The 19,169-nt window shown below is 68.0% G+C and carries 19 protein-coding genes and 2 tRNA genes; 4 read left to right on the top strand and 17 right to left on the bottom strand.

The window, feature by feature from the left end:
- Positions 1-58 precede the first annotated feature (58 nt).
- The 3 genes from KRR26_RS16060 (at position 59) to KRR26_RS16050 (ending at position 2,501) form a co-directional block, all read left to right on the top strand.
- Positions 59-856: an SDR family oxidoreductase gene (locus tag KRR26_RS16060; RefSeq protein ID WP_217080232.1), complete on the top strand. Its 798-nt coding sequence runs from the start codon at positions 59-61 to the stop codon at positions 854-856.
- A gap of 36 nt (positions 857-892) precedes the next feature.
- Entirely contained in the window at positions 893-1,354 is a 462-nt protein-coding gene (locus KRR26_RS16055) for an SCP2 sterol-binding domain-containing protein (RefSeq protein ID WP_120208142.1), read from the top strand.
- 76 nt (positions 1,355-1,430) lie between these two features.
- A complete protein-coding gene (locus tag KRR26_RS16050; protein WP_217080231.1) occupies positions 1,431-2,501 on the top strand; it encodes an LLM class flavin-dependent oxidoreductase in 1,071 nt (356 codons plus the stop codon).
- Here KRR26_RS16050 and KRR26_RS16045 read toward each other — a convergent pair.
- Positions 2,482-3,411, bottom strand: coding sequence for an SDR family NAD(P)-dependent oxidoreductase (locus KRR26_RS16045; RefSeq protein ID WP_120208138.1), 930 nt, complete (start codon positions 3,409-3,411; stop codon positions 2,482-2,484). The two genes, KRR26_RS16050 and KRR26_RS16045, sit on opposite strands and share 20 nt — an antisense overlap.
- The gene (locus KRR26_RS16040) at positions 3,411-4,322 is read right to left on the bottom strand and encodes an acyl-CoA desaturase (protein ID WP_120208136.1); all 912 of its coding nucleotides are present in this window, start codon (positions 4,320-4,322) and stop codon (positions 3,411-3,413) included. Before KRR26_RS16040 ends, KRR26_RS16045 begins: the two co-directional genes overlap by 1 nt.
- 421 nt (positions 4,323-4,743) lie before the next feature.
- Here KRR26_RS16040 and KRR26_RS16035 point away from each other — a divergent pair, with 421 nt between their 5' ends.
- Positions 4,744-5,502: a hypothetical protein gene (locus KRR26_RS16035; RefSeq protein ID WP_217080230.1), complete on the top strand. Its 759-nt coding sequence runs from the start codon at positions 4,744-4,746 to the stop codon at positions 5,500-5,502.
- A gap of 514 nt (positions 5,503-6,016) precedes the next feature.
- On the opposite strand, the gene KRR26_RS16030 is transcribed toward KRR26_RS16035, so the two are convergent.
- From KRR26_RS16030 to KRR26_RS15960, 15 genes are all read right to left on the bottom strand, one after another.
- Positions 6,017-6,093 (bottom strand) — tRNA-Pro (locus KRR26_RS16030).
- An 83-nt stretch (positions 6,094-6,176) separates the two neighbouring features.
- Entirely contained in the window at positions 6,177-6,563 is a 387-nt protein-coding gene (locus tag KRR26_RS16025; RefSeq protein WP_120208131.1) for an integration host factor subunit alpha, read from the bottom strand.
- A 97-nt stretch (positions 6,564-6,660) separates the two neighbouring features.
- Positions 6,661-9,075: a phenylalanine--tRNA ligase subunit beta gene (gene pheT / locus KRR26_RS16020; RefSeq protein ID WP_120208129.1), complete on the bottom strand. Its 2,415-nt coding sequence runs from the start codon at positions 9,073-9,075 to the stop codon at positions 6,661-6,663.
- Between the two features lie 30 nt (positions 9,076-9,105).
- A complete protein-coding gene (pheS, locus tag KRR26_RS16015) occupies positions 9,106-10,155 on the bottom strand; it encodes a phenylalanine--tRNA ligase subunit alpha (RefSeq protein ID WP_120208127.1) in 1,050 nt (349 codons plus the stop codon).
- Between the two features lie 158 nt (positions 10,156-10,313).
- Positions 10,314-10,661, bottom strand: a complete 348-nt coding sequence (rplT, locus tag KRR26_RS16010) for a 50S ribosomal protein L20 (RefSeq protein WP_120208125.1) — start codon at positions 10,659-10,661, stop codon at positions 10,314-10,316.
- A gap of 88 nt (positions 10,662-10,749) precedes the next feature.
- Positions 10,750-10,956, bottom strand: coding sequence for a 50S ribosomal protein L35 (gene rpmI / locus KRR26_RS16005; protein WP_120208123.1), 207 nt, complete (start codon positions 10,954-10,956; stop codon positions 10,750-10,752).
- A 95-nt stretch (positions 10,957-11,051) separates the two neighbouring features.
- A complete protein-coding gene (gene infC, locus KRR26_RS37645) occupies positions 11,052-11,795 on the bottom strand; it encodes a translation initiation factor IF-3 (RefSeq protein WP_217080253.1) in 744 nt (247 codons plus the stop codon).
- A gap of 105 nt (positions 11,796-11,900) precedes the next feature.
- Entirely contained in the window at positions 11,901-13,829 is a 1,929-nt protein-coding gene (gene thrS, locus KRR26_RS15995; RefSeq protein ID WP_120208119.1) for a threonine--tRNA ligase, read from the bottom strand.
- A gap of 76 nt (positions 13,830-13,905) precedes the next feature.
- Positions 13,906-13,977, bottom strand: a tRNA-Val gene (locus KRR26_RS15990).
- A gap of 101 nt (positions 13,978-14,078) precedes the next feature.
- Complete coding sequence (locus tag KRR26_RS15985) at positions 14,079-14,765, bottom strand: uracil-DNA glycosylase (protein ID WP_120208117.1); 687 nt, start codon at positions 14,763-14,765, stop codon at positions 14,079-14,081.
- Positions 14,762-15,622, bottom strand: coding sequence for a hypothetical protein (locus KRR26_RS15980; RefSeq protein ID WP_217080229.1), 861 nt, complete (start codon positions 15,620-15,622; stop codon positions 14,762-14,764). The genes KRR26_RS15985 and KRR26_RS15980 overlap by 4 nt, the downstream gene beginning before the upstream one ends.
- A complete protein-coding gene (locus KRR26_RS15975) occupies positions 15,619-16,767 on the bottom strand; it encodes an AI-2E family transporter (protein WP_199723847.1) in 1,149 nt (382 codons plus the stop codon). Before KRR26_RS15975 ends, KRR26_RS15980 begins: the two co-directional genes overlap by 4 nt.
- 63 nt (positions 16,768-16,830) lie before the next feature.
- Complete coding sequence (locus KRR26_RS15970) at positions 16,831-17,607, bottom strand: FecR family protein (RefSeq protein WP_158611528.1); 777 nt, start codon at positions 17,605-17,607, stop codon at positions 16,831-16,833.
- On the bottom strand, positions 17,604-17,951 hold the full coding sequence (locus KRR26_RS15965; protein WP_233577296.1) for a peptidase associated/transthyretin-like domain-containing protein: 348 nt from the start codon (positions 17,949-17,951) through the stop codon (positions 17,604-17,606). Before KRR26_RS15965 ends, KRR26_RS15970 begins: the two co-directional genes overlap by 4 nt.
- Before the next feature lie 14 nt (positions 17,952-17,965).
- On the bottom strand, positions 17,966-19,153 hold the full coding sequence (locus KRR26_RS15960) for a flagellar assembly protein T N-terminal domain-containing protein (protein WP_120208109.1): 1,188 nt from the start codon (positions 19,151-19,153) through the stop codon (positions 17,966-17,968).
- Positions 19,154-19,169: the final 16 nt, after the last annotated feature.

Here is a 19,169-nt window from a genome sequence, read left to right as displayed (position 1 = left end):
ACTGGCTCGAACCCGAGGCATTCCTTTCCCCCGTCGCCGCCGAGGCTACGCTCGCGCCATGGATTTCTTTGAAGGCAAACGCGTGGTCATCACCGGAGCCTCCAGCGGAATTGGCGCCGAGCTGGCCACGCAGCTCGCCGCGAAGAAAGCCAGACTCACACTCGCCGCCCGGAACCTGGAGCGGCTGCAAGAGGTCGCCAACGCCTGTCAGAAAGCCGGAGCCGCGGCGCTGGCCGTTCGCGCGGATGTCTCTCGCGAGGAGGACTGCCGCGCCCTGATGGAGCAAGCGGTGAAGTTCGGTGGCGGGCTCGACCTCGCCATCCTCAACGCCGGCATCTCCATGTACTCCCGCTTCGAGGACATCCGAGACCTCTCCATCTTCAACACCTTGATGCAGACCAACTTCATGGGCGCCGTGTACTGCACGCGCTACGCCCTGCCCGCGCTGAAGGAGTCCAAGGGGCGCCTCGTGGTCGTCTCCAGCCTGGGCGGCAAGACCGGCCTGCCCACCCGCAGCGCCTACGCCGCCAGCAAGCACGCCCTCCACGGCTTCTTCGAGTCGCTCCGGGGCGAGCTGCATGCGTCTGGCGTCCGCATCACCCTCGTCTGCCCCGGGCCCGTGCTGACCGAGGTGCGCCAGCGCGCCCTCAGCTCCGACGGCACCGCGCTGGGCCACACGTCCATCGACGAGTCGGGCTCCATGAGCGCCGCGGAGTGCGCGCGGCGCATCCTGGAGGCGACGCGCAAGGGCAAGCGCGAGGAGATCATGACCGTGGCGGGCAAGGTGGGTCAGTACGCCCGGCTCTTCGTCCCGGGAGTGATTGACCGCATCGTGCGCAAGAGGGTCGGCCTGTAGTCCCACCCGCAGGTGTGAAGGCGAGAAGGACGACGGATGAATCCTGGCATCCACTGGTTCATGAATGGCCTGTCGCTCGGAACGGGGTTGATGGGGGGCGCCATCAACACCCAGAAGGTGGACCTGCGCGGCACCCGGGGCATTGGCAACATCGAGCTTCCGGGCACGCCACCCACGGGCTGGCACCTCGACGTCCGAGACGAGCATTTCTGGGTCCGCAAGGGATTGCATCCCGCGCCCGCGGCGACCATTCGACTGAAGGAGGAGACCTTCCTCCAGCTCCTCGACGGAACCTTGAGCTCGGCCACCGCCATCATGACCGGACGGGTCCAGGTCCAAGGGGACGCCCACTTCGGCCTCATCTTCATCGCGCTGTGCAGTCAGTTCCGCGTGCTCGCCACCGGAGAGTCCCGCCTGGGCAGGGCCCTCGCGCGCGTCATCCTCCGCCGAGCAGGCCGAACGCCCCCGTCCCCGGAAGCCCGCGTCTCCTCCTCCTGAAGCCCCTCCACGCGTCACGGCACGCCCGTTCCCTCGCATTCAGGGCCCGCGCTCCGCGGCCCCAGGAGCCCCGCGCATGAAGTTCTCCCTGTTCTTCGAAATGCAGATCGCCGACCCCACCCGGCAGACGGAGGCCCAGCTCTTTCGAGACTCGGTGGAGCAAGCCGTCCTCGCGGACACGCTCGGCTATGACGGCATCTGGGTCGTCGAGCACCATGGCTTGCGCGAGTACTCGCACTCATCGGCGCCGGAGGTCTTCCTCGCCTACGTGGCGGCGCGCACGCAGCGCATCCGCCTGGGCCACGGCGTGACGCTGACGCCCCAGCGCTACAACCACCCCCTGCGCATCGCCGAGCGCATCGCCACGCTCGACATCCTCTCGGGCGGCCGGGTCAACTGGGGCTCGGGCAAGTCGTCCTCGCTCGTCGAGCAGATGGCCTTCGAAGTCAGCATCCCCCAGCTCCACGAGCAGTGGCTCGAAGCGCTCGAGATGATTCCTCGCATGTGGCAGTCGGACGTCTTCGAGTTCAAGGGGAAGTACTACAAGATTCCCCCCACGCAGGTGATTCCCAAGCCGGTGCAACAGCCGCACCCGCCCATGTTCGCCGCGTGCTCGAAGCCCGAGTCCGCCGCCGCCGTGGGCGCGCTGGGCCTGGGCGCGCTGAACTTCGCGGTGGGGAGCGACCAATACCTCGCGGAGAAGGTCCGTGCCTACCGAGAGGCCGTGGGCCGCGCGAAGCCCACCGGATGGCAGAAGAACAACCACTTCGCATGCTCGCCCCCCACGCTGGTCCTCGATGACGATCGCAAGGCCTGCGAGTACGGCCTGCGCGGCGCGCGCTTCTTCGGCGAGTCCATGTTCCAGTACTACCTCTCCGGGACACGGCCGATTGGACGTCTGGCCATTCCCCGAGACTTCCTGCCCGAGGACGACCTGCGCGAGGCCATGGCCTATCGCAACCAGCCCGGCTCTCCGGCCGGCTACATCATCGGCGACCCCGAGCATGCCCGCGAGTCCGTCAGGCGCTTCGCCGACGCGGGCATCGATGAACTGCTGATGGTCATGCAGTTGGGCACGGTGCCGCACGAGCTGGTGATGGAGTCCCTGCGCACCTTCGCGGAGAAGGTCATTCCCCACTTCCGCTAGGCGCGCTCCCTGACTCGGTCACGCGGGCACGACCCGCGTGGCCGAACCGCCCTCGCCCGGCGACGTACGCGGCGAACACCTTGCCCAGCCAGAGCAGGAAGCCCGGGGCCAGGCGCTTCAGGTAGTACAGGAGCCAGGCCTCCCACGTGACGGGCACCACGGCCCGATTGCGGCGGATGGCGGAGAGCACCGCCGCCGCCACGCGCTCGGGGCCATAGCGCCGGCGATGGAAGAGGTCCGCGGTCCGAGCCCGCGCGGCCGAATCGCCATACTCGCCCCGAGCCCGCGCGTTCTCCGTGATGGCCGTGTCCGTCATCCCCGGACAGAGCGTCGTCACACCAATGCCATATCGACCGAGGTCGGCGCGAAGCGCCTCACTCAGTCCAAACACGGCGTACTTGGTGGTGCCGTAGGCAGCGAAGGGCTCCGTGGCGAAGAAGCCCGTCAATGAGGAGACGTTCACCACGTGCCCGCCCTGCCCCCGGGCAATCATCCCCGGCAGGAAGAAATGGCAACCATGGATGACGCCGAAGAGATTGATGGACACAATCCAATCCCAGTCCTCCAGCGGCGTCTCCACGAAGCGGGCACCCAGGGCCACGCCCGCGTTGTTCACGAGGATGTCGAGCACCCCCACCTCGCGCTCCACCTCGGCCGCGAAGGCACGCATCGCCTCACGGTCCGCGACGTCCACCTGTCGGGCGAAGACCTCTCGGCCGCGCGAGGAGATCTCTCGCGACACCTCCGCGAGCCGCTCCGCGTCGCGGTCACAGAGGACGAGATGCGCGCCCTCGTCCGCGAGCGCCAGCGCCGTGGCCCGCCCGATTCCGCTGGCGGCGCCCGTCACCAGGGCTCGCTTGTCCGTCAGCGCCGAACCGCGTCGCCAGCCCCCTGCATTCCTTTCCACCATCAGGTGGTCCGCCCGGCGACTTCCGCGCGCGGAAGGAGGCGGGCCTGCTGTTGCTCCGCGGAGATCTCCACCACGTCCCAGGCGAGGCCCACGCGGCGCATGGCATGGATGACCATCGCGGAGGGATCCACCTCCCACCACTGCAGGCCATGCGAGGCGGAGCGCGGGAAGGCATGGTGGTTGTGGTGCCACGCATCCCCAAGCGTGGGGAGCACCAACCAGAAGACGTTGCGCGCCTCATCCTGGGTCTCGAAGCGCTTGGTCCCCACCACGTGACAGACCGAGTTGATGCAGAAGGTCACGTGGTGCAATAGGACGATGCGGATCAACCCGCCCCAGAACAGCCCGCCGAGCCCCCCCTGCCACGTCCCCGTGACGAGGTAACCCACGGCCCCCGGGATGACGATGGACAGGAACACCAGCGCTGGGAACGCCGAGTCGATGAACCGCATCCCCCGATCCTCGAGGAGATCACGCGAGAACAAGGTCCGTTGGGCCTCGCCCTGCGTCTTCACCAACCACCCGACGTGGGCATACCAGAAGCCTCTCAAGCGGTCGCCGAGCCCCGCTCCAAAGTTGAAGTGAGGGCTGTGCGGGTCGCCCTCCTGATCCGCGCAGGAGTGGTGCTTGCGGTGATCCGTCACCCACTCGATGACGGGGCCCTGCGCCGCCGTCGAGCCCAGCACCGCGAAGAGGTACTGAATGGACTTGTGGGTCTTGAACGCACGATGAGTCAAGAGTCGGTGATAGCCGATGGCGATCCCCAGTCCTGACAGGACATATGTCACCGAGAAAATGGCGAGGTCCGTGGGGGTCACCCATCTCTTCCAACAGACGACGATGGCGACGTCCAGGAAGAGAAAGCCCAGGAGAACAGCGAGAATGTTTTGGATTTGCTTGGCGCGTGTCATGGAACGGGCTCCTGTTGCCGGGGGGACAGGACGGCCAATGACAACCGAACTCAGAGCGTGCGAGGTGGAGAGGCGGGATATGCTAACTGCAGTTCAGTCACCACGTCCCTTGCCCTGGAGTCGGAGGCGCAGGCGGATTCCAGACATACTTCGGCGCTCCAGGGCAGCAGATGCCAGAGCGCGCGCACCTCCCTATCCTTGGGAGGGAAATATCTTGCGGCGGACACAGAAACTCGGTGTCCTGTTCGCCTGAGGAACGGGATGTGGCTCCATTCCATTCCTCTGCAGGCGGGCGCGTGCGGAAAGCGTGAGGCAGTCTGGGATTCCGTGCGGATGAGATGTCTGGGAATCAGCGCAGCACGCGAAGTCGTGCCAGGTCGGGCCCGCGAGAACCCTCCGGAGTTCACGAAAGGAAACCCGCATGTCCGAGTACAAAAGGTCCGAGGTCAGAAGGAGTGACTACACGCGAGAGCCTCCGCAGCGCAATCGCAACGGAGGTCGTCGGAGCGCCCCACGAGGGCGCTCCAGCGCGCGCAGCAACATGCAGACCTTCGTCGACAACTCGACCGAGTTCACGCGAGAGGTGGGCCGCCTGGCGAGGGCCTGGAGCGACGCCACCACGGAGATGGTGGCGGGCAGCACGCAAGTCCTCGGCGATCTCGCCATCGACGTGGCGGAGTCCTTCCTCGGCGTGGGCGACTACGAGGAGGACTCCAACTACGAGCACGACTACGACGAGGCGGACGAGGACTACGACTACGACGAGGAGCCGGAGTCACGGTCCGAGTACGAGTCCGACGCGGACTACGAAGCGCAGCCACCGCCCGAAGGCTATCGCCGTCGAGGCCCCCGAAGCCGGGCAGCAGACTTCCAGCGGGAGGCCCGAGTTCGCGGCACCGACGTGGCGAACAGCTTCTCGCGAGCCCTCCGAGAGTCCTCGCACATCCTTGGCCGCTCGCTGGATCGCTTCTACGACTCCTACGACGATGATCGGCCCGAGCAAGGCACCGAACCCCGCTCGCGCTCCGGTCGGGGTCGCCGCTACTCGGTCGAGCGCCGCGTGCGAAGAGGTCCCCCCTCCGGCGTGGTGGACGCACAGGGCCACCCGGTCGAGAGCCAGTCGAGCAGCAGCGTGAAGGTGGAGCGCAGCAGCCACGAGAAGGGCCCCTCTTCCACCTGAGCCCCCGCCGAGACACGAAGGCCCTGGAGTCACCGGCGCATCATGCCGAGCCTCCAGGGCCTTCTCTCATTCAAGCGGCGCCCCTTGGAGCGCGCGGTGCCTGAGCATTGCCCACGCCCGGGGCCCCGCTGCGGGCTGAGCCCTGCCCGCGCTCACCTCTGATGCTGCCCGAGCCGAGGCCTCCGTCCGACACGCCTATCGCGACGTACTCGCGGAAGCCGTCGACGCGCTCGCCAGAAGGTGGGCAACCGAAGCGGACCAGCGGCGCCGCGAACGGGGCGAAGGTAGACACCCACTCGGGCTGCCCCCGACCGAGCGCCACTCGAGAGGCCCAGCCGCATCAGGCAGGGAAGCCTGCGCCAACCCTACCGCCGCGCTCAGGCAGCAGCGCATCACTGACCGCCAGACGACCACCCGCAGCGCTCCGCAGGGCCGCGTTCGCGATGCGATAGCGCCACAAAAGGTGAAGGCCCTGGAGTCACCGGCTTTGACACCGGAACTCCAGGGCCTTCGATGGTCGGGGCGACAGGATTTGAACCTGCGACCACTTGCACCCCAAGCAAGTGCGCTACCAGGCTGCGCTACGCCCCGGCGTTGCCGTCGTGAAAGGGTGCGCCCTTATGCCCCTACACGACGACGAGGTCAAGCAAGAGCAGCGGGCACCGTGTGAAAACTCAATCCTCCCCCTCGTCCATCCCCTCGTCGAAGTCCTCGCCACGCGCCTCGGCCGCATCCAACGCGGCCTCCTCGCGTGCGTCGATCTCCGCGTGATCCTCGGGCGGAGCCTCGCCGTTCAGCGCGCTCTTCAACACCTGGCTCGGCCGAAAGGTCAGCACGCGACGGGCGGAGATCTCGATCTCCTTGCCCGTCTGCGGATTGCGGCCCACCCGCGCCTTCTTCTGGCGCACCTGGAAGTTTCCGAACCCGGAGATCTTGATCTTGTCCCCGCGCTCCAACGTCTCCTTCAAGGTGTCGAACACGAGCTCCACGATCTCCGCCGACTCCTTCTTGGAGAAGCCGACCTTCTCGTAGACCCCCTCGATGATGTCCGCCTTCGTCATGCGAGCCCCTCTGGCACCCTTCCGCGCGGTGAAACGCGGGGGGCGATGCTGGCAGCCTTCCAGGAGGCGTGTCAACCTCCTGACTTCATTCAGGAATTCAGGCGCGCAGCGCGGCCCCCAGCCGCTGGTTCACCTCGGTGATGATCCGCTGGTGCGCCGTGGTGACCTCCACGTCCGTGAGCGTGCGCTCGGCTGAGCGGTAGCGCAGCGCGTACGCGAGGTTCTTCTTCCCCTCGGGGATGGGCTTGCCCGTGTACACGTCGAACACGAGCGCGTCCTCCACCAGCGGCGCCCCCACCTCCAGGATGACCCGGCGAACCTCCTCGTTCGCCAGCTCCACGGGAACCACCACCGCGAGATCGCGCAGCACCGCCGGGTACTTCGGCAAGGGCTGGCTCTCGGCCACCAGGCGCGACGCCGAGTACAGCGGCTCGGTGTCCAGCTCGAACACGAACACGCCCTCGGGCAACCCCAGCGCCTTCGTCACGCGGGGATGGATCTCCCCCACGTGCCCCAGCACCGTCCCATCCGCCAGCGCCACCTGGGCGCACGAGCGCGGGTGGTAGGCCGGCCGCTCGGCGGATGAGAAGGTCGCGCCCGTCACGTGCAGTTCGTGGAGCAGCGCCTCCACGGCGCCCTTGGCGTCGTAGAAGTCCATCCGCGCGTCCTTCTGCGTCCAGCTCCGGCCGCCGCCACGCAGGCCCCAGAGCAGGCCCGCCACGCGAGGCACCTCGCGCGCGGCCGGGCGCATCCCCTGCCCGCCCTGCGCGTCCCGGTAGTAGGCACGCCCCGTCTCGTACAGCCCCACCGACTCCACCTGGTGGCGCACACTGCGCGAGAGGTTCTCCAACAGGCCCGGCAGCAGGCTCGTCCGCATCACCGACTGCTCGACGCTGAGCGGGTTCACCAGCGCAATGGGCGCATCCTTCGCCCCGAGAACCTCCAGGCTCTTCGGCGCGACGAACGAGTAGTTCACCACCTCGTTCAGCCCCGCGCCGCTCAGCGCGTGGCGCAGCCGCCGCTCGGCCTCCGAGGAAGCGGGCTCGGGCACCAGCGTGTCCAGGCCGCGAGGCAGCCGGGCCGGGATGTTGTCGTAGCCGTAGACGCGAGCGACCTCCTCCATGAGGTCCTCCTCACGCTCCACGTCCACGCGCGCCCGAGGCACGTCATACGTCGTCTGCCCCGTCCCCTCCTCCACCGCCTTGAACCCCAGCGCGCCGAGGATGCGCCGGCACTCGGCCTCCGCCACCGCCACGCCGAGCACGCGCTCCACGCGGCCATAGCGCAGCGTCACGCGACGCGCGGCCTTGGGCTCGGGATAGACGTCCACGCGCCCCGGCGCGACGGTGCCGCCCGACAGCTCCGCGATGAGCTGCGCGGCCCGGTCCACCGCGGGGATGACCGCGTCCAGGTCCGTGCCTCGCTCGAACCGGTGCGACGCCTCGGTGTGCAGCGCGTGCCGCTTCGCCGTGCGCCGCACGCTGGAGCCCACGAAGTGCGCCGACTCCAACACGATGCGCGTCGTGCCCTGCGACACCTCGCTGTCCCCGCCGCCCATGACGCCCGCGATGGCCTGGGGCCGGTCGCGATCACAGATGAGCAGGTCATCCGGATCCAACGCGCGCTCCTTACCATCCAGCGTGTGCATCTTCTCGCCGCGCCCCGCCGTGCGCACGACGATCTCCTGGCCCGCCAGCTTGTCCAGGTCGAACGCATGCAGCGGCTGCCCGTACTCGAGGAGCACGTAGTTGGTGACGTCCACCACGTTGTTGATGGCGCGCACGCCGCACGACTTCAGCCGCTCCTGCATCCACGTGGGAGACGGGCGGATGGTGACGTTCTCCACCACGCGCGCCGCATAGCGCGTGCAGCGGGTCGCGTCCTCGATGCGCACCTTCACGCGCTCGGAGGCCGGAGTGCCGGACTCGGCCAGCTTCGGCTGCGGCAGCTTCAGCGCTGCGCCCGTCACCACGCCCACCTCGCGCGCCACGCCCAGGTGACTCAGCGCGTCCGGCCGGTTCGGCGTGACGTTCACCTCCAGCACCGAGTCATCCAGCCCCAGCGCCTCGGCCACAGGCGCCCCCAGCTTCGCGTCCGGCGGGAGGATGAGCAGCCCCGAGGAGTCCTCGGTGAGCCCCAGCTCCTTCGCCGAGCACAGCATGCCGAAGCTCTCCACACCGCGGAGCGCGGCCTGCTTGATCTCCATTCCGTTGGGCAGCTTCGCGCCCGCCGTCGCCAGCGGCACGCGGTCGCCCACCTTGTAGTTCTTCGCGCCGCACACCACCTGGAGCATCGCCGAGCCGCCGATGTCCACCTGGGTGACGGACAGCTTGTCCGCGTTGGGGTGCTGCACGGACTCGCGAATCTGCGCCACCACCACACCGCGCAGTCCCTCGCCCGGGCGCTCCACGCCCTCGATCTCCAGCCCCGCCGCGGTCAGCTTGCGCGCCAGCTCGTCCACCGACGGCGGCAGCGCCACGTAATCGCCGAGCCACTTCACCGAAATCTTCACAGGTCCACCTTCTTGCTCACCAGGCTGGAATCAGAACTGCTCGAGGAAGCGCGCGTCGTTCTCGAACATCATCCGCAGGTCGTCGATGCGGTAGCGCAGCATCGCGATGCGCTCCACGCCCATGCCGAACGCGTAGCCCGTCACCTCGCCCGGGTCATAGCCCGCCGCGGTGAACACGTTGGGATGCACCATCCCGCTCCCCAGTACCTCCAACCACCCCGTCTGCTTGCAGATGCGGCAGCCCTTGCCGCCACACGACGTGCAGGAGATGTCCACCTCGGCCGACGGCTCGGTGAACGGGAAGAACGAGGGGCGGAAGCGCGTGCGCGTGTCCGCGCCGAAGAACGCGCGCACGAACGCGGCCAGCGTGCCCTTCAGCTCCGCGAAGCTCACGTCCTTGTCCACCAGCAGCCCTTCCACCTGGTGGAACATCGGCGTGTGCGTGATGTCCGAGTCACGGCGGTACACGCGCCCCGGCATCACCGCGCGCACCGGCGGCTTCTTCGCCAGCATGTGCCGCACCTGGACCGGAGACGTATGCGTGCGCAAGAGCGACGGGCTGTCCGCCTTGCGCGCATGCCCCAGCGTGGACTCGTCCACGTAGAACGTGTCCTGCATGTCGCGCGCGGGATGATCCTTGGGCAGGTTCAGCGCCTCGAAGTTGAAGTAGTCCAGTTCAATCTCCGGACCCACCGCCACCTCGAACCCCAGCCGCGCGAACGTCCGGACAATGTCCTCCATCGTCCGAGACACCGGGTGCCGACTCCCCGGCACCACGCCACGCCCCGGCAGCGTCACGTCCAGCTTCGGGCCCTTGAGCTGCGCCTCCAGCGCGGCCTCCTCGGCCCGGCGCGTGGCATCCGCCAGGAGCTGCTCCAGCTCCGCCTTCACGCTGTTGGCGATCTCCCCCAGCGCGCGCCGCTCATCGGGAGGCAGCTTGCCCATCCCGCCCAGGACACTGGACAGCTCACCCTTCTTGCCCAGGTAGCGAATCCGCAGCGCTTCCACCGCGGGCAGCTCCGAGGCGCCGGCAATCTCCTGCCGGGCCGCGTCCGCCAGCGCCTGCAACCGGTCTCGCATGGTCCTCTTCCGCCTTCCGTTTCACGCTCCGTGCGCCCCTGGGCGCCGGGCAAAAAAAAGGGCCGCCCCGTCACCGGAGGCAGCCCGTTTCGTCCAGCGGGGCAACCTTTCGGCCGCCCTCGCGTGTTCTGGTCGCCGGCTTCCGAGCCGGACGTGTATCAGGCCGCCTTCGCGATGTTGGCGACGGCCGCAAAGCCCGCGGGATCCGCGATGGCCATGTCGGACAGGACCTTGCGGTCCAGCGCGACCTGCGCCTTGGCGAGCCCGGCGATCAGCTTCGAGTAGGACATGCCCACGGTGCGGGCCGCCGCGTTGATGCGAACGATCCACAGCGAGCGGAAGTTCCGCTTGCGGGCCGCGCGGTCGCGAGCAGCGTAGTCCAGAGCGCGCTCGACCGCCTGGTTGGCGCGCTTGTAGCAGTTCTTCCGGCGGCCGCGGTAACCCTTGGCCAGCTTCAGAATCCGATTACGACGGCGACGAGCCTTGAAACCCTTCTTGACGCGCATGACACACTCCTGACTGCTTCAGTGGCGGTCCCGGGCGCCGGCTTCTCGCCGCTCCTCCAGGACTCACGGATGATCCAGGCCCGACTGCTCAGGCCCCGTAGGGGAACAGCTCCTTGATGACCTTCTTCGCGTCCATGTCGCGCAGGTGGCTGGTGCCACGGTTGCCGCGCTTCGACTTGGGCGTCTTGGAGAAGGTGAACAGGTGCTTGCTGAAGGCCTTACCAAACTTGACCTTGCCGCCCTTCTTCACCTGGAAGCGCTTCTTCGCGCTGCTACGGGTCTTCAACTTGGGCATTGTCCCAATCCTTCCTTCCACTCAGTAAGCCGTCGGCATCGCGGCGTCCGGCATGTTGCGCCTAAGGCTTCAGCCGCAGCCGACAGCCTGTATCACTATTTCGTCCCGCCCGGTGCGGCGTTCCCCACGGCCGGAACCATTCCCGCCTGGGCCGCCACGACCGACGCCGCCTCGGAGCCCTTGCTGCCGCTCGAGCCAGCCTCCACCTTCCCACCCTCGCCCGCCTTCGCGCCCTCACCGGGCTTTGCTTCTGCCTTCTTCGCGGCGGCGTCAGCCTGCTGTCGCGCGAGCTCACGGGCCCGCTGAGCGACCTTCGGGCTCGGCGCGAGGATCATGAACATCTGCCGCCCTTCCATGCGCGGCATTTGCTCCACGACCGCCACTTCCTTCAGGTCCTTCACCACATCATCAAGGATGGCGCTGCCCAGCTCCTTGTGGGTGATCTCGCGGCCACGGAACATGATCGTGACCTTCGCCTTGTTCCCTTCCTCCAGGAAGCGGCGAACGTTGCGGACCTTGAACTCGTAATCGTGCTCTTCCGTCTTGGGACGGAGCTTCACCTCTTTGAGGTGGACCACGACCTGCTTCTTCTTCGCTTCCGAGGCCTTTTTCTTCTCCTCGTACTTGAATTTGCCGTAGTCCATGATCTTGCAGACCGGCGGCTTCGCCATCGGATTGACCTCTACCAGGTCAAGCCCATCCGATTGCGCCCGTTCCAGGGCTGCTTCGATCGACATGACGCCGAGCTGCTCGGCGTTCGGTCCTACGACACGGACCTCCCGAGCACGGATGCGTCGATTCGTTCTTTGATCGCGAACGATGTGAACATCCTCCGAAATCGGGAGGTTGGGCCTGCCTCCCCCCCTCGAAAGTGCGCCAACATACTTAGGTGCGACAGGGAGTCAAGGCCCGACAGCAGGACTCCAGCGGATCTGCCGCCCGCCTTACGGGAGGGCGCCCTCCTTGGCCAGGAGCGCCTCGAAGTCCGCGAGCTTCATGCTCTTGAGGTCCTCTCCGCCATAGCGGCGCGGGGCCACGCCCCCGGCCTCGACCTCGGCGTCACCCACCACCAGGGTGAACGGCACCTTCTGGATCTGCGCCTCGCGAATCTTCGCGTTGAGCGTCATGCCGCGCTCGTCCAGTTCCACCCGGTAGCCCTTGGCCCGGAGGTCGTCGCGAACCTTCCGAGCGTAGTCGAGCTGGCGGTCCGCCACGGTGACGAGCACCGCCTGGATCGGGGCCAGCCAGGCCGGGAACGCGCCCGCGAAATGCTCGATCAGGATGGCGGTGAAGCGCTCGAACGAGCCGAAGATCGCCCGGTGGAGGACGACCGGCCGGTGCTCGGCGTTGTCCTCGCCGATGTAGTTCAGGTCGAAGCGCTCGGGCGCCAGGTAGTCCAGCTGCATGGTGCCGAGCTGCCAGCGGCGCCCGATGCTGTCCGACACCGCGAAGTCGATCTTCGGACCGTAGAAGGCGCCATCCCCAGGGGCCAGCTCGTATGCCAGGCCCAGCGACTCCAGCGCCGTCTTCAGGCCGCCCTCGGCGCGATCCCAGAGCGAGTCATCTCCGAGGCGCTGCTCGGGACGCGTGGACAGCTTCACCGTATAGGTGAGTCCCACCGCCTTGTAGACGCGGTCCAGCAGCTTCACGAAGCGCCGCACCTCGTCGGTGATCTGGCTCTCCATGCAGTAGATGTGGGCGTCGTCCTGGGCGAACTGGCGCACGCGGGTGAGTCCACCGAGCGAACCCGCCGCCTCGTTCCGGTGCAGCACGTCCTGCGTGTGGAGCCGAAGGGGGAGGTCGCGGTAGCTGTGCCGCTTGAAGCCGAAATACAGGTGGTGCGACGGGCAGTTCATCGGCTTGAGCGAGAAGTCGTGCTCCCCCGTCTCGTTGTCGAGCACGAGGAACATGTTCTCCTTGTACTTGCCCCAGTGCCCGCTGGTCTCCCAGAGCCCCTTGTTGAACATCAGGGGCGTCTTGATCTCCACGTAGCCGTCACCCGCCGTCAGACCGCGCATCCAGTCGGACAACGTCTGATAGAGCGCGGTGCCCTTCGGGGTCCAGAAGGCGGCGCCCGGCGCGTACGGGTGGAAGTGGAAGAGATCCAGCTCCTTGCCCAGCTTGCGGTGGTCGCGCTTCTTTGACTCCTCGATGCGCGTCACGTACTCCTGCAGGGCCTTCTTGTCGAAGAAGGCCGTGCCGTAGATGCGCTGGAGCATCGGGTTGCGGTGATCGCCGCGCCAGTACGCGCCACTGGACGAGAGGATCTTGATGACGCCGATCTTCCCGGTGCTCGGAGCGTGGGGCCCCAGGCAGAAGTCCACCCAGTCACCGTGGGTGTAGAGCGTGAGCGTCTTGGCGCCCTTGGCGGCGATGTCCTTGACGATCTCGACCTTGAAGGTCTCGCCCTTCTGCTCGAAGAGGCGAACGGCGTCCTCCATGGAGATCTCGGTGCGGACAAACGCCTCGTCCTTCTTCAGGAGCGCGTTTGCCTCGGCCTCGATCTTCTCCAGGTCCTCCGGCGTGAAGGGCTTCTCGCGGAAGAAGTCATAGTAGAAGCCCTCCTCCGTCGACGGGCCGATGGTGACCTGCGTCCCGGGGAAGAGGCGTTGCACGGCGCTGGCCACCACGTGGGCCGCGTCATGCCGGATGAGGTCCAGTCCCTCCGGGCTCTTGGAGGTGAAGATCTGGAGCTTCACGTCCTCGGTGAGCGGACGGGACATGTCCATGTCCTGACCGTTCGCCCGCGCGAAGAGCGCTGCCTTGGCCAACCCGGCCCCGATGCCCTCCCGCACGAAATCGCCGATGGTGGTTCCCCGGGCCGTCTGCTTCTGGCTGCCATCGGGGAGCGTCACCGTGATCATTTCGGACATGAGCGAGACCTCGGAAATGCCGCGGGCGGCAGGCTTGTGGAAGCCATGCCGCCCGCTGTTTGAACGCTTACTGTGTTGGGTCGTAGTGGGATCGAACCACTGACCCCTACCGTGTCAAGGTAGTGCTCTACCGCTGAGCTAACGACCCGTGGTGCTGAGGTGCGCGGGGAATAGCAGTGGGCTCCCTCACCTGTCAAGAGAACACCGACACGCGCCTGCACTCTTCTTTCGTGGCGCCCCCAACGCACCTCACGCTCCGCCCGCCAACAAGGCGTGAACGCGGGCCATCACCACGTCGAACATGGCCGGGGTGAGCCGCCCCGTCTGCGTGTTCTGCTGACTGACGTGGTAGCAGCCCACCAGCGTCCGCCCGCCTGGCAGGGGCAGCTCGGCGCCGTGGCCGAAGGTGGGCCGCGGCGAGGGAATCACGACGCCGGTCCGAGCCAGCGCCACCAGCGCGGCGTTCCAGCCAATGGCCCCCAGCGCGAGGAACACCCGGGCGGGCAGTAGCGCCAGCTCCCGGTCCAGGAACGGAGCGCAGCGGGCCAGTTCCTCGGGCTCGGGCTTGTTGTCCGGGGGCGCACACCGCCCCGCGGCGACGATGAACGCATCCTTCAACTGAAGCCCATCGTCGCGATGCTCACTGTGCGGCTGGTTCGCGAAGCCCGCGCGGTGAAGACCCGCGAAGAGGAAGTCCCCGGAGCGGTCGCCCGTGAACATCCGCCCTGTCCGGTTCGCCCCATGCGCCGCCGGCGCCAACCCCACCAGGACCAGCCGAGCCCGCGGATCTCCAAACCCCGGCACGGGGCGCCCCCAGTAGGTCCAGTCCCGGTAGGCCCGTCGCTTCACCCGGGCCACCTCCTCGCGCCACTCCACGAGGCGAGGACAGGCCCGGCACTCCACGATGTCCTGCTGCAACCGCTCCCACTTCGTCACCGCGCGCCTCCACGCACCGCGGCCTCGAGCCGCTCGACCCAGGCTCGGGCCGTCTCCAAAGACTGCGCGTCGTCACTGACGTCCAGCTCCAGCTCCACGCCCGGCGTCTGACTGAACAGCGCGACCAGCGCCTCGTCATCCGGGAGCCCCTGGACACGCACGCGCCTGCCCAGGCCCCAGCTCGGGGGCGGTCTCGCGGCCCCCTGCCCCTCCAACCATGCGACCTTCGCCCAGGCGCCACGCAGCCCAGCCCACCACTCCGCGGGGACGGGTGAAGCGGCTGTTCGCGCGGCCTCGGGTGCAACAAGCGCGGCTTCAGGGGGCCCCTTCGGTCCGACGACCTGCGAGAGATCCACCACCTTCACCCCTGGGAGCCAGACCAGCTCTCCCCAGGCCGCCAGCGTCGCCTCCTCGCGGGTCCGGGGCATCCAGGTCACCCGCTTCGGGCGCAGCGCGGCGATTCGAGTGGCTTGCTCCGTCTCCAGACCGCCTCGGATGTCCACGGCCACCGGGCGAGGCCCCAGCCGATACCAATCCCCTGTGGCCACCGCGGCGTCCAGCCACACACCCGCCCGAGGCGCGTGGCGGAACTGCTGGACTTGGGCATCCCGCAGCGGCGGGCGCAGCTCGATGTAGGCCTCGGGGAAGCGCGCCACGGCGTCCATCGTCGAGTCCCGCAGCATGTTCGAGCGCGTGCGCAGCCAGAGCACCGTTCCACTGGCGGCCAGCGCCCGCAGCCGCTCAGGAGCCACGGACTCGCTGACGCGCAGGTGCAGGCGGTATCCCGACAACGCCAAGGCCCGAGGACCCGGTGACTGCGCGAGCATCGCCGCCACCACCAACGCCGCGGGCATCACGGGCTTCGCGCCTCGCCCAGGTACAGCGCCGTCTTGCGATAGCGCTGGATGACCACGCGCAGCACCACCTTCAGGATGGCGCTGGCGGGCACCGCGAGGAGGATGCCCACGAAGCCAAACAGCTCACCGAAGGCGAGCACCGCGATAATGACCGCGACAGGGGCCAGCCCGACTTTCTCGCCCACCACGCGCGGGGTGATGACGAGCCCCTCGGCGGCTTGCGCGACGATGAACGTGGCCGCTACCACGGCGAACTGCCACGGGCCCTGCCACGACAACAGGACGCCCAGCAGCGACAGCACCACGCCGATGCCCGTCCCCAGATACGGCACCATGTTGCCGAAGCCAGCGAGCACACCAATCACGATGGCGAGGTCGATGCGCGCCACCGACAACCCCGTCACATACAGCACCGACAGGATGGCTCCGACCGTAAGCTGGCCTCGCACGAACGCGGACAGCACCTCATCCACTTCGCGGAATCGGCCGCTCACCAGCGTCACGGCTCGACGCGGCAGCAGCGCCTGCACCCGCTCAACGAGCGCCGGGTAGTCCTTGAGGAAGAAGAAGGCGAGCACTGGCACCACCGCGAGCCCCAACAAAGTGGCCACGAAGCGCGCCGTGTTGCCAGCGAAGCTCGCCACCAAGCGCGCCGCGGTGGGGCCCGCGCTCTGGAGCAGCTCCGAGGCCTTCTCGCCCATCTCCGCCGCGCGGCGGCTCACGAGTTCGGGCAAGGAGACACCGAGGAGCGCCTCGATGCGTGGCACGACCTCGATGCTCGCGCGCCGGAAGAACTCGGGCAGCTTGGCCGCTTCGTCGCGGAACACCGGCACGAGGTAGAGCATCGCCCCCACCCACAAGAGCAATCCCGCGACGAAGACGCACGTGGTTCCCAGCGCGCGCCGCAGCCCTCGTCGCTCGAGCGCCGTCACGAGCGGGTTGAGGACATACGCGCCCGTCAGCGCGAGCAACACCGGCACCGCCACGCCGCCGAAGACGGACAGCAGCGCGAACACCCACCCCAACGAGCCCACCATCCCCGCGGACCAGATGAAGTCGATGCGACGTCCCTCGGCTTCGGGCAGGGACTCGGACTCCACGAGGTGCAGGAGGGGCTCGGGGGCGGGAGCGGGCTTGGGCTCCACCCGAGGACTGCTGGCGCGGCCACGGCCTGGGATGCGACGTGCGATGACTTCCTCCTCCAGGACCTACGGCGCCTTCGCTGGCTGATTGCGCTTCACGAACTGCCCGAACGCATCGTTCGCCACCTTGTGGTCCAACGCGCCGACCGTGGCCTTGCCCAGGTCGCCATCCACCCGCACTTGTCGGTCCTTCTGCAGTTGGATGAAGACCTGCTCCCACTCCTCGAGCGAGACCTCGCGCGGACCGTCCACCTGCACACGCCCCGAGGGCCCGGGCTTCGGAGGCGCGGCTCCGCCCTTCCCCGCGGCCTTGCGCACGCGCGCCGAGACCTGCACCTGGCCCTCCGACACCTGCACCAGCGTCGAGGGAGACAGCGCGCCCGCGACCGTCGGCGCCGCGGCGTCCACTCGGAACATCGTGCCGCGCACGCCCGCCACCGCGCGGTCCGTCTCCACCTCGAACCTGGCGGAAGAGCCCGCCAACGCCTTCTTCACACTCGCCCACACCTTGCCCAGGCCGAGCCTGGCGACGAAGCCCTTGCGCTCCTGGCCCTCGAAGTCCGCGTCGCTGATGAACAACCGGCTGCGCTCCGCGAGCATCAGCACGCTGCCATCGTTCAACACGAGCTTAAGGTTCGACGCGGCGCCCACCTCCAGCGTGTCCCGCACCTCGATGTCCGAGCCCACGCGCAGCGACTGCGCGGCACCTTGCTCCGGCGCGCGCGAGGCCGTGCCCTCCAGCACCTCCACGCGACCGATGGCCGCGAAGGCCCCGCTTGGAATCAGCGCGGCGAGCAGGAAGTACCGAGCGAAATGAAGCCATCCTCCGCGCTGTCGCGTCACGGCGTCCCTCCCCCGCTGGGCGTGCCCGAGGCGCGCAGCTGGATGTGCAGCGTCGCGCGCGCGCCACTCGCCTCGTAGTAGGTCGTGTACGGCCAGAAGCCCTGCTTGCGCACGTCGATCTGGTGGAGTCCCTCGCCCACGCCGAGCCCTCGTGGCGAGCCCGCGAAGTCGCGGCACATTCCCTGCGGCACACCATCCAACGAGACCTCGGCGTCGGAGGGGTCACACCGCAGCACCAGGTCACCGCGCGGAGTGCCCGCCGTGCGCATCAACTCGCGCGCCCGAGCCATCGTCGCCGGCTCGGGCTGGCTCGACGCGCAGCCTGTCCAGACCGCCACTGCCATCCAAAGCACGAGCCTCATCGCGCCACGGTCAGCTCGACTCGATTGCCACTCACCGCCGTCACCCGCACCTTCCGCTTCTGATACGTCGTCGCGCCCAGGCTCTCCGCCAGCGCGTCGGTTCCGCCGACATACGTCACATCAAAGCGCGCCTTGCCCTCGGCGAACTCGCCCGCCTTGACGTCGCGCACCCCCTGAACCGATTGCGTCAGGACCTTCTGGAAGGCGCGCACCGCGGCGTAGTCGGACAGCCCCACCACCGTCATCGCCACCACGTTCCCGTTCTGCTCGGCCTGCGCGAGGTGCTCCAACACCGCCTTGCGCACCTCGGCGACAATCTTGGCGCCGCGCACCTTGGCGATGTTGAACGACGTCCGCTCATACGACGTCACGGGCGCCTGTCCCGTGCTCGCGTTCCCGCTGTTGAACGCGTCCGTCAGCCGCGCGAGCTGCGTGCCCGAGTCCGTGGCGAACACCGCCAGCTCCCACTCGCCCGCCACCGGATAGTAGCCAACGTCCTTCACCAGCTCCTTCGTGGTGCCTTGCACGCCTTCATGCCGGAACGTCACCGTCCCCGAGATGACGTAGTCCGCCACGCTCAGGTCCTGGATGATCTTCTTGTCCGGAGTCGACAGCGAGACGCCCGAGCTCACCTCCAGCTTCCCGGCCGCGAATGAGGGATCGATGATGCGCCAGCCATCCTTGCGGAACGTCTCGGTGAGCACCTGGGTCAACACCGAGCTGCTCGTGATGACCTTGTCGGGGCTGATGGATTGCTCGCTCAAGACGATGAGCAGCTTGCTGCCTCCGAGCCTGCGCACCAGGGCCTGCGCGGCCTGGAGATCCTTGTCGAGATCCGCGGTCCCCACCTCCGCGCGAACCGTGACGCGCGTCACGCCGCCCTCCTCCTTGCGCCCCAGGACTTCGTACTTGCGCACGTAGCCCGCGCTGTTCGTGAAGACGCGGTCGCTGAGCAACTGACTGTTCGCGGTGAGCGTGTCCGAGGACACCAGCACTCCCGCCACCTGCTCCACGGCCTCGCGGAGCGCCGCGTTGCGTGCGTCCGTGAAGGCCTTCTCGCGGTTGCCGTCGACGATGGCGGCCTCGCCCGTCGCCTCCTTCACCACCGTCGCGGGCACCGAGGGCTCCGCTGCGACGGCCACACAGGACAGCAACACGCACAGGACAGAGAGCTTCCAGGACATACGTCGCGTCCTCGCA

The organism is Citreicoccus inhibens (assembly GCF_019039035.1).
Taxonomy (GTDB): Bacteria; Myxococcota; Myxococcia; order Myxococcales; family Myxococcaceae; genus Citreicoccus; species Citreicoccus inhibens.
This window is presented reverse-complemented; position numbering and strand designations above follow the sequence as displayed.

Bases quoted from the DNA above. Each gene is read 5' to 3' on its own strand.
- KRR26_RS16060 (WP_217080232.1), top strand. From the start codon at position 59: ATGGATTTCTTTGAAGGCAAACGCGTGGTCATCACCGGAGCCTCCAGC.
- KRR26_RS16055 (WP_120208142.1), top strand. From the start codon at position 893: ATGAATCCTGGCATCCACTGGTTCATGAATGGCCTGTCGCTCGGAACG.
- KRR26_RS16050 (WP_217080231.1), top strand. From the start codon at position 1,431: ATGAAGTTCTCCCTGTTCTTCGAAATGCAGATCGCCGACCCCACCCGG.
- KRR26_RS16045 (WP_120208138.1), bottom strand. From the start codon at position 3,411: ATGGTGGAAAGGAATGCAGGGGGCTGGCGACGCGGTTCGGCGCTGACG.
- KRR26_RS16040 (WP_120208136.1), bottom strand. From the start codon at position 4,322: ATGACACGCGCCAAGCAAATCCAAAACATTCTCGCTGTTCTCCTGGGC.
- KRR26_RS16035 (WP_217080230.1), top strand. From the start codon at position 4,744: ATGTCCGAGTACAAAAGGTCCGAGGTCAGAAGGAGTGACTACACGCGA.
- KRR26_RS16025 (WP_120208131.1), bottom strand. From the start codon at position 6,563: ATGACGAAGGCGGACATCATCGAGGGGGTCTACGAGAAGGTCGGCTTC.
- pheS (WP_120208127.1), bottom strand. From the start codon at position 10,155: ATGCGAGACCGGTTGCAGGCGCTGGCGGACGCGGCCCGGCAGGAGATT.
- rplT (WP_120208125.1), bottom strand. From the start codon at position 10,661: ATGCGCGTCAAGAAGGGTTTCAAGGCTCGTCGCCGTCGTAATCGGATT.
- rpmI (WP_120208123.1), bottom strand. From the start codon at position 10,956: ATGCCCAAGTTGAAGACCCGTAGCAGCGCGAAGAAGCGCTTCCAGGTG.
- thrS (WP_120208119.1), bottom strand. From the start codon at position 13,829: ATGTCCGAAATGATCACGGTGACGCTCCCCGATGGCAGCCAGAAGCAG.
- KRR26_RS15965 (WP_233577296.1), bottom strand. From the start codon at position 17,951: ATGGCAGTGGCGGTCTGGACAGGCTGCGCGTCGAGCCAGCCCGAGCCG.
- KRR26_RS15960 (WP_120208109.1), bottom strand. From the start codon at position 19,153: ATGTCCTGGAAGCTCTCTGTCCTGTGCGTGTTGCTGTCCTGTGTGGCC.